6 protein-coding genes and 4 pseudogenes are annotated in these 9,417 nt (G+C 35.9%); 3 read left to right on the top strand and 7 right to left on the bottom strand.

The window, feature by feature from the left end; genetic code table 11:
• Positions 1-611 (top strand): annotated as a pseudogene (locus tag AC1DCY_RS26160) (transposase); the annotation flags it as partial.
• A gap of 760 nt (positions 612-1,371) precedes the next feature.
• On the opposite strand, the gene AC1DCY_RS26155 reads toward AC1DCY_RS26160, so the two are convergent.
• From AC1DCY_RS26155 to AC1DCY_RS26135, 5 genes and pseudogenes are all read right to left on the bottom strand, one after another.
• On the bottom strand, positions 1,372-1,875 hold the full coding sequence (locus AC1DCY_RS26155) for a hypothetical protein (protein ID WP_477355331.1): 504 nt from the start codon (positions 1,873-1,875) through the stop codon (positions 1,372-1,374).
• A 218-nt stretch (positions 1,876-2,093) separates the two neighbouring features.
• A complete protein-coding gene (locus tag AC1DCY_RS26150; protein ID WP_477355328.1) occupies positions 2,094-3,242 on the bottom strand; it encodes a sensor histidine kinase in 1,149 nt (382 codons plus the stop codon).
• On the bottom strand, positions 3,242-3,925 hold the full coding sequence (locus AC1DCY_RS26145) for a response regulator transcription factor (protein ID WP_477355325.1): 684 nt from the start codon (positions 3,923-3,925) through the stop codon (positions 3,242-3,244). The genes AC1DCY_RS26150 and AC1DCY_RS26145 overlap by 1 nt, the downstream gene beginning before the upstream one ends.
• A gap of 217 nt (positions 3,926-4,142) precedes the next feature.
• Positions 4,143-4,619: pseudogene (locus tag AC1DCY_RS26140) on the bottom strand (NUDIX hydrolase).
• Positions 4,620-5,240: 621 nt separating this feature from the next.
• Positions 5,241-6,140: a LysR family transcriptional regulator gene (locus AC1DCY_RS26135; RefSeq protein ID WP_088079673.1), complete on the bottom strand. Its 900-nt coding sequence runs from the start codon at positions 6,138-6,140 to the stop codon at positions 5,241-5,243.
• A 128-nt stretch (positions 6,141-6,268) separates the two neighbouring features.
• Between AC1DCY_RS26135 and AC1DCY_RS26130 the strand changes: the two genes are divergently transcribed.
• Positions 6,269-6,970, top strand: coding sequence for a pirin family protein (locus tag AC1DCY_RS26130; RefSeq protein WP_477355322.1), 702 nt, complete (start codon positions 6,269-6,271; stop codon positions 6,968-6,970).
• A gap of 11 nt (positions 6,971-6,981) precedes the next feature.
• Positions 6,982-7,500 carry an NAD(P)H-dependent oxidoreductase gene (locus tag AC1DCY_RS26125; protein ID WP_002114535.1) on the top strand — a complete coding sequence of 173 codons (519 nt, stop codon included), beginning with the start codon at positions 6,982-6,984 and terminating at the stop codon, positions 7,498-7,500.
• 640 nt (positions 7,501-8,140) lie between these two features.
• Here AC1DCY_RS26125 and AC1DCY_RS26120 read toward each other — a convergent pair.
• Positions 8,141-8,933: pseudogene (locus tag AC1DCY_RS26120) on the bottom strand (lipid II flippase Amj family protein).
• A gap of 281 nt (positions 8,934-9,214) precedes the next feature.
• A pseudogene (locus tag AC1DCY_RS26115) lies at positions 9,215-9,417 on the bottom strand (MFS transporter); the annotation flags it as partial.

The raw sequence follows: 9,417 nt of genomic DNA, 5'->3' as shown, positions 1-9,417 counted from the left end.
ATATAAATTTACTTGATTTATTGATTGGAAAAACAGTTGAAATTGCATTAAAAAAAGGAATTATCACAAGTAAAATAATTATCGTCGACTCCACACATACAAAAGCACGTTACAATCAAAAATCACCGAAGGAATTTTTACAGGAAAAATCAAAAAATGTGCGAAAAGCCGTCTATCAACTGGATGAAGAAATGAAAGAGAAATTCCCACCAAAACCAACATCAAATGAAGTGATGGAGGAATTAAATTACTGTCGTCAAGTTGTAGAAATTGTGAAAACACAATCCAAAGTTGCACAAATTCCCGCTGTAAAAGAAAAGTTAAATGTTTTAAAAGAAGTAATGGAGGACTACGATTTACAACTAAGCTATTCACCTTATCCGGACGCTCGTGTAGGACATAAATCTGCGGAATCGGCTTTCTTTGGTTTCAAAACCCATATTGCGATGAGTGATGAACGAATCATTACAGCTGCCATTGTCACAACAGGTGAAAAAAGTGACGGACACTATCTTCAAGAATTAATCGAAAAAAGTAAAGAGACAGGGATGGAAATTGATACGGTCATTGGTGATACGGCTTACTCTGGGAAAGATAATTTACAATATGCCAAAGCAGAAGCGGCTAAAACAGCGGGCTTATTTGGCATGGAAATACAAGGAGCCACAACAATATTCGCCGTTAATCTGAAACGAATATTGAAACGTCTAAGTGAAAAAAAGAAGGAATAGACAAAAAAACAAGGTACATTCTGTTCGATTCGAACAAAATGCACCTTATTTTTATCTAAAAAAGTTAAGCCGTCATAAAAAACGTAAGTTTTTCAGTGACCTCATATTGATTAGGAGTCATCTTTTTAAGTTTTGTTAATAGATAATTGTTATAGTAAACCATTGAATTAGTATACTTAATTTCTTCTAACTGTTCATCATATGTTTTATAGATAGTTTATTATTCTTGCAAAGCAGTTCCCACTGTTCTGTAATACATCGAAACCTCTAATTATTATCGGCGCTACTTTTATGAATAGAGGGTATTAGCATTTCTGATTTAAGGGTCGCCCCTGGCTTTGTAACCCTTTATAGTTTCAATTTGGTATCTCTGTTTAAAGTAACCCTTCTTCTTCAACTAACCTGCACCGTTAGTTGAATAGTAGCAATCTTTTAGAAAACAACCTTTTAAAAAAACCATAAAACCTTATACATTCCCATACATTATAGGTTGACATAACAACTGAATTAGGCAGTAACGATAAAGAATAAACCCTTGTCATTACTGCCTGTTAAATTCGACACCTTACAAATAAAAAAGCCGTTACAAAAGCTCCTCTTAGCAGAAGTTTACTTTTGTGACAGCTCCAGTTACTATATATTACTTATTGTTTGTTTCCGCTGATTTAGTAGCTTCAGTTGTTTCAGCAGCTTTTGTCAGCTTGCCCTCTTTTTCAAGCTGAGCAATCAGTTCATCTAATGTGACCCCTTTTTCTTTAGCCATTTCTTCTAAGTTGACAACTTCAGTTGATTCAATAGCCTCTGTTGTTTTTGCAGCTTTTGTCAGCTTTCCTTCTTTTTCAAGCTGAGCAATCAGTTCATCTAATGTGACCCCTTTTTCTTTAGCCATTTCTTCTAAGTTGACAACTTCAGTTGATTCAATAGCCTCTGTTGTTTTTGCAGCTTTTGTCAGCTTTCCTTCTTTTTCAAGCTGAACAATTAGTTCATCTAACGTGACCCCTTTTTCTTTAGCCATTTCTTCTAAGTTGACAGGTTCACTGGATTTAGTAGTTTCCCACATGTCGTTGTTGCTCGCAGCATATGCAGATCCTGCAACAACAGATAAACCTAGCACAAAAGTCGCAATTGATAATGTTTTCTTCATATTAAATTCCTCCTAGAATGTTTTTAGCCTTTACCCTACGATGGGTAAATTCCATAATATTACAATAGAATCTGGTTGCCTGCACCTTTTCTATTGGATGTCACCACTATATAACAAACCATGTTAAATCCATGTTAAGAGGAATACTTCTAATAAATTTACAAAAAAAAGCTTTAAATAAACAGTTTCAACTGCCATTCAAAGCCTTTTTCATTTTCTTATTTTATTTTACCAAGTTTAATTTCGAAACAAGTACCTCCGTTTTCATTATCCGTAACTACGATGTTTCCGTTGTGCTGGGTTATGATACTTTGCACAATGGAAAGTCCCAAGCCTGAACCGCCCATTTCACGAGAGCGTGATTTATCTACTCTATAAAAAGGCTCAAATATATTCTTTTTTTCCTCATCAGGGATACCGGTTCCAGTATCTTTAATTTCAACTATTACCTGCTTTTTATCCGTTTTAACAGTAATTATTACCATACCACCGTCAATATTGTATTTAATACCATTTTCAACAATGTTATAAAGCGCTTGATAAAATAGGTCGGTATTACCGTAAACAAGACCTTCATCGCAATCCAAATTTAATTTAACATCTTTTTCATCAGCAATATGAGAAAGTTCGGAAACAATATCTTCTAAAACATCCTTCAAACAAATAGTTTCATTCTCAAATCCATCATTCATATTTGTCATATCCAAAAGGCTGCGAACAAGCTCGGATAATCGCTTTGTTTGCTTTTCAAAAACGTTAATGAGTGCATCATATTCTTCTGTAGAATGTGTATGTTTCTTTTTAAATACATCAACCTTTGTTTTTAAAACCGTAAGTGGCGTTCGGAGTTCATGGGCCGCATTTGCAGAAAAGCGGCTTTGCATCATAAAAGCATCGTTTAGCTTATCCGTCATTTCATTGAAAGACTGCGTTAGCTCAGCTATTTCATCATCCGTTGGTGGAATGACCATCGTTTCCGATAGATTATGCACTGTCCTATTCTTAATTTGACTATTTAGTGTATCAAGTGGTTTTAACACTTTACCCGATACATAGTACGTCAATACGCCACCACCGACAATGACTAAAAGCAGATAAAAAACACTTTTAATCTGAAAGTCTGTTCTTGCTTTTTGTACATCAACAGAGGGTGTAGATATCATGGCATTTGATGGCGTTTGGAGATTGTCAATAACATTGCTATTTTCACCAACCTCTTGTGCAGGTAATACAGTGGCTGCATCAATTTCTGTTGCCATTATACCAGCAGAAAAATTTAAAATTGATGTAAGCCCTATACAACAAATCATTAATAAAATTATCATCATTACTGTAAGTCGCAGCCGAATTGGCATTTTTTTAAACATCAAGCGTCACCATCATTTTTAGTAATAAAATAACCCTCACCAATCTTTGTACATATTGGATCATAATCTAAAAGAGCTTTAAGTTTTTTTCGTAATGTAGCAATGTGAACTCGAATAACTCCACTAAAACTATCAGCATTTTGGTCCCATACATGTTCAATCAATTCTTCTTGACTGACTATCTTTTCTTGATTCAGCAGAAAGTATTCAAGTAGTGCGAATTCTTTTTTTGTAAGTATCAATTCACTTTCACCCACATATGCAGTGCGTTTTGATAGATCAATATTTATATTACTGCAAGACAATAAGCTATTTTCCTGCACGAATTTTCGCCTTAATAAATTTCTTATTCTTGCTTCCAATTCCTCAAAGGCAAATGGTTTAGTTAAATAATCATTCGCACCTATATCTAAACCTATAACTTTGTCATTTACACTACTTCTTGCACTAAGGATTAAGACTTTTAATTCTTTATTTTCTTCTCTTAACTTTTCTAAAACCTTTAATCCGTCCATTTTCGGAAGATTTAAGTCAAGTATAATTAAATCATAATTTTCAGCGTACGCCAGTTCATAAGCATCTTCTCCATTACTACACGTATCAACTGCATACCCTTCAATTCTAAGTCCCTCAGCGATAGCTTCCTGTAAATCCAACTCATCTTCAACAACAAGAATTCTCATATCGTAATCACCTCATTTTCATTATTTTAAATAGGTGTGTGTTAAATCTATGTTAAGCAAATATATAGTCTTCTTCTTCTAGTGATCGCATAGATACGGTATAGTGACTGTAAGACTCCAGATTGATCAAATTGGAGTTAATCTTTCTAACTAAGTATGAGATTTTTATAAAAAAGTTTGATTAATTGAGTCTTATTCAACTAAAGCCTCCGTTAGCTCAAGTATTTTCTTTCAAAAACGTTTGCTTGGTGTTAATACGATTTAATAACCTTTTGTTCAATTCCCATAACGCCGTTTTATTGCTATCCCATTTCAAAAGCGTTACTGCCGCTTCAAAAGATAACCATTTGTAGTTGAGGTGCTCTTTTGATAAAGATATATCTTTTGTAGGAACTTTAACACCAAAAGAAAATTCTTTTAATACATAAACGTCTTCTCCCCAAAGGAAATTCCTAACCACATCTTCTACTGGTAGTGAAGACATAGAATCTAATTCAATATTTGGATAATCTCTTGTAATACCAGCCTCTTCAAATGCTTCTCGTTTAGATTATTCAATAGGAGTCTCACCCTCTTCTCCACCACCAGCTAATCCCTGCCAATATCCATAATCACTTCTCTTAAAAATTGCATATTCAATAGAATTGTCAGTGATTATATAAGGAAATATCAAAACTTGATATGGTGCCCTCATTGCTTATCTCCTCCCAAAAATAACCTTAAAATAAATTTGACCTTTCTTCAACCAACCTGCATCGTTAGTGAAAAAGCGATCGCTCTAATTGAACAATCGCACCCGTTAGCTGAATAAAAAAAGAGCTGCCAATGCAACTCAATGATCTTCAAGTAAAGCACCCCGTTAGCCATCCATGAAGCGAAAAAATAAGTACTTCACCACAGAAAATGAAAGATGATTAAGTTCTTTCATGGGAGTTTAAAAGGAACAGCGACGCTTATTAAACAATCGCGCCCTTAAATGGAATAACCCGAATTTATCCTTTGAAGGTAAAGTCATATCCTTTTAATGGCTGTAGGGTAGAATAGTGAGTAATAATTCCAGTTATTAAAGAAATTAATCCCCAAATTAATGCAAGGAAGTGTACCTGATAGCTTGGTAGAGTATAAAAAAAGCACCCAAGTGAAACTCCCAACATAACAAGTATGAAATACAAATAATCTAAATGAACCCAGCAAAGAATGAGAAGATGGGCGACATTTATAATACATATTACGGAACCAAAGCTTTTAACAAGCTGGGCACTCTACGGAGCGCCCTTTTGCTTAAGTATAACCACACGATAAAATCTAGAAAATCTCAAATTAACTCTTTGTCTACGAAACTCTCAATAAATAGTTGGGCACCTTTAGGGAGAAGACGGTTTTTTAGAAAAATGAGACAAATTTCCGAACTAATTGAAGTTGCCGTAAGCTTCTTTACACTGATTGGAAATTGAATATTGGACACGATTGCCTCATGGAGCACGGTTACACCAACTCCTTCATTTACCATATTAAGGATGGTGGTAATACTTGAGCATTCGCAAATGACATTTGGTTGAAAACCGAGTCGACGGCACTCTTCGACGATTATATCGTGAGTTCCGGTCGACTTTTCACTTTGCAATAGAATGAACGGCATTTTTGCTAAGTCGTTCAGGCGAATGCTGGAAGCCGTCCGGTCCAGATCAAGGCTGTACGGCAGGATTGCAAGAAATGGCTCCTCTTTTAAACGTATTATTTCAAACAACGCGGGATCATAATCGGTTTCTAAAGGAAACCTTGTTATAGCGAGATCGATGTCGCGCTTTTGAAGACGTTGGGTTAATCCTTTCGGATCACCTTCCCAAATGCGATATTTAACTTTTGGATATGCTATTCGAAAGGATTGAATTTGCCTTGGAAGTAAGGAACTACAGGAAGGGGCAGCCCCGATTTTCAATGTGCCGATTACTCCTTCATGGAGTTCACGTACCTCAGTGAAGGTTTCAGTCACCATCTGTAAAATTGATTCTGCTCGCTCGCGCAATAATTCGCCGGCTTGCGTTAACTGCATCCTTCTAGCGCTCCGTTCAAACAAGGTTACTCCGAGCTCGTCTTCTAGCGACTTTAATTGTTGGCTCAAAGGAGGTTGAGCCATATTCAAAAGTTGAGCCGCACGAGTTACCTGTCCCTCGTTTGCTATCGCCAAAAAATATCTGAGTTGTCTGAGTTCCATAAAACATCACCATTCCATATTTTTTTTATATAGTATATCAATAAACTAGATATTTTTCATATCGAAATTATCGTGGTATCCTTTCAATACAGAAGCTGCTCACGCAAGCGATTGAAGGAGGTGTTGGCGTGATTGAAGTGATTATTCAAGACACCATGGGAAAGGCTGACTATGGTTGGCTCCAAAGTAAATTCAGCTTTTCTTTTGGAGAGTATTTTAATCCCGATAGAATGAACTTTGGACCCCTTCGGGTGTTTAACGATGATACTTTTCAACCCGAAAAAGGATTTGGGCTTCACCCGCATAAAGAAATGGAAATCGTTACAATTGTTCTAGAGGGCATTGCACGCCATGGCGATTCGGCAGGAGACGTTCATTTCATTCACGCCGGAGAAATCCAACGAATCAGTTCCGGAACGGGAATAGAGCATTTTAATTACAATGCATCGCCCATTTATCCCATGCGATTATTGCAAATTTGGCTGATGCCAAATCAAAAGGGATTAAGCCCTTCATGGGAACAGCGAAAATTTGAAACGGATCAGATGCGGAACTGTTTACTTCCCATCGTTTCCGATTCGGATAAAGAGAATTCGCTGCATATTCACCAAGATACAACGTTTTATATGTCTGTGCTTGATGCTAATCAATCGTTAAGTTATGAGGCGAAAATCGGTCGCAGAACATATTTCTACTTGATTGATGGCGAAGTTGTGCTGGATCATAACTTCACTCTCCGATCAGGCGATGCCGCACAAATAACAGATATTGATCTATTGACGATACAGGCTAATCAGGATTCGAAGTTGCTTATTATTGATTTACCTTAGGAGGAATAACAATGAAAACAATGCTTATTGTAGCACACCCCAATCTTGGTATTTCCCGTGCGAATGCTCGTATATTGGCTCTAGTAAAAGAGCGTTCCGACTTTACTGTACATGACTTGTACCTAACGTATCCGGATTGGAATATTGACATCAAACGAGAACAACAACTTCTACTTGAACATGATCGGATTGTTTTTCTTTTCCCTCTACATTGGTACAGTGTCCCGGCCATGCTTCAAAAGTGGCTCGAAGATGTGATTGAGTTTGGTTGGGCTTTCGGTCCCGGAGGAGACAAATTAAAAGATAAGGAATTTATTCTTGCCATCACGACTGGTGGAGCAAGGGAATATTATCAAAAGGATGGAATCAATCTGTTTCCAGTAGAGGAGTTGATTCGACCTTTTGAGGTGACGATTCATCGGGTGCAAGGGAAATATACTTTATTGAACGTGTTATACGGAGTTAAATATCTATCTGATCAAGAGTTGGACCAAGAAACGGCATCATTCGCCGAAAGTCTCTTGGCATAAATGGGCATACTCGTAACGCGAAACAGGGAAACCTATTGGACTATAATAGCGTTCTTTTACGCTTCAGCACTTATTTCAATAACAATTTATAATGAACATCTTAAAGAATAAAACATATAAACCACAAGTGGTATTCTTAATTAGAATCACTTGTGGTTTTTTCTCTTTTTATAATATTGTATACGGTTGCTCTCGTTACACCTGTTGCTTTACTTATATGTGATATGAACCATAAGCTTGCTGTGTGTTTTATTAATGCAGCTTTGAAATAATGTTTGGTCAAATTAACACTTGTAGATTGTCAACCAAATTTGACCCATCTTTGTCACTGAAAAATGACCCACCTACTCTTGCTTCGTAGCTAACCGTTCTTTCATTCTGATGTAGACGACATTATACTAAACCAAATAAGTTGTATTATAGGATTCGTACTCTTTAAAGTTTGCAAAAATGTCTTTAAAGTAGCCTAACCACTCCTACTTTAAATGGTCGCTCTCTATAACAGTATAAATTAAAAAATTTCACATCAGAAAAGTGCGAGAAATCAACGTTTCTAAAATGATTTCTCGCACTTTTTAAGATTTGAGCATTTATGTCCCAGTCTCTTTTTATTTTGCCATCTAGAAAATTCGAAGAGCGATTAAGTAATAAACTTCGCAAACCAAGCAACATAATGTGCCCCAGGTATAAATAAAATCTGAGCCAAAATTGTTCCTAAAAATCTTGAAGTCACCATCATTACAGAAGCTCTTTTTAAATCGAGGTAGCTTCCTCTCTTGTTAATCACATCATCGGCAAGAATTGAAATTTTAGGGTCAATGAATATAATCAAAAGAATCGTCGCCACTCCATTGATTAATCCAGACGCCATTACAGCAGTAGTCTTTTGTTCGGGTACTAATAAAGATGCATATAAAGCTGATAAAACCCCAATTCGTATAAATCGCAGTAATTAGGATATTGATAACAAATAATTTAACCGGAATATCTCGTAACCCAATGCCTTTTAAATAAGCAAAACTTGGCTTACGGATATGTTTAATCCCACGTCTTAAATATTCAAAAGTAAACCCTTTTTTTTATAAAGCTGGTATCGAACCTCTTTCCTCTACCAAATGAATAATCCCTCTTGAAAAGATTGCTACGAATGTTGGAAGTAATAATATTATCCCTATTAATGTACCCATTGATGCTGCTCCAATAATAATTCGATACTGGTTTTCTACAAAGACTAACGCATTGTCAGCAGGTGCTGTATCCACTAAACTCCCTGTAAACGGTTGTTGCATCATATTTGCTAGCCTCGAAACCATTACCATTACATTGAAAAGTGATAAAGCTGAAGCTAGTAACCTTACACGTGCTCCTGATAAACGTACTGCATAAGCAAGTGTTTCGATTGAATGAATGATTAGAATAAATAAAGCAATCATTATTAATTTGTTTGTTATTAATTCCACTCTCTATATCTACCCCTTTAGCCTTCTAATCTTTTTAGATTCAGACGCTTATAGTTCAAGATAGTTCTGGATGCTTGCCCCTTGTTTAATTAATCGACTATCGACATACTCTTTCTTTTTTGCAATAGTCACTATAGCATTTATTATGCTACTAACCTGCACCGTTAGCACAAGAATCGATTGCTATAATTGAAGAATCGCACTCGTAACTTTAAGTTGTTAGTAATTCTAAATCAACTTGATGAACTAATATTTTATTTTTCCACACATTCGGTTTTTTCTTTCATACTACGATGTATCTTATTAAATAAAATTGAAGCCAAAACCCCTATCGCTAAAAATATTAACCAACACCCGGAAATATGGTTGAATTTATTTAACCAAGCTCCAAGATAGTTTCCTAAAGAACCTCCAAAAGCCCAACAGGCTTGAAACATTCCGAAATACAAAATACAAA

It is taken from the genome of Lysinibacillus sp. 10T31, from assembly GCF_056394365.1.
The sequence above is the reverse complement of the archived record's forward strand: the minus strand, read 5'-3'. Positions and strand labels throughout refer to the sequence as shown.

Bases quoted from the DNA above. Each gene is read 5' to 3' on its own strand.
- AC1DCY_RS26155 (WP_477355331.1), bottom strand. From the start codon at position 1,875: ATGAAGAAAACATTATCAATTGCGACTTTTGTGCTAGGTTTATCTGTT.
- AC1DCY_RS26150 (WP_477355328.1), bottom strand. From the start codon at position 3,242: ATGTTTAAAAAAATGCCAATTCGGCTGCGACTTACAGTAATGATGATA.
- AC1DCY_RS26145 (WP_477355325.1), bottom strand. From the start codon at position 3,925: ATGAGAATTCTTGTTGTTGAAGATGAGTTGGATTTACAGGAAGCTATC.
- AC1DCY_RS26135 (WP_088079673.1), bottom strand. From the start codon at position 6,140: ATGGAACTCAGACAACTCAGATATTTTTTGGCGATAGCAAACGAGGGA.
- AC1DCY_RS26125 (WP_002114535.1), top strand. From the start codon at position 6,982: ATGAAAACAATGCTTATTGTAGCACACCCCAATCTTGGTATTTCCCGT.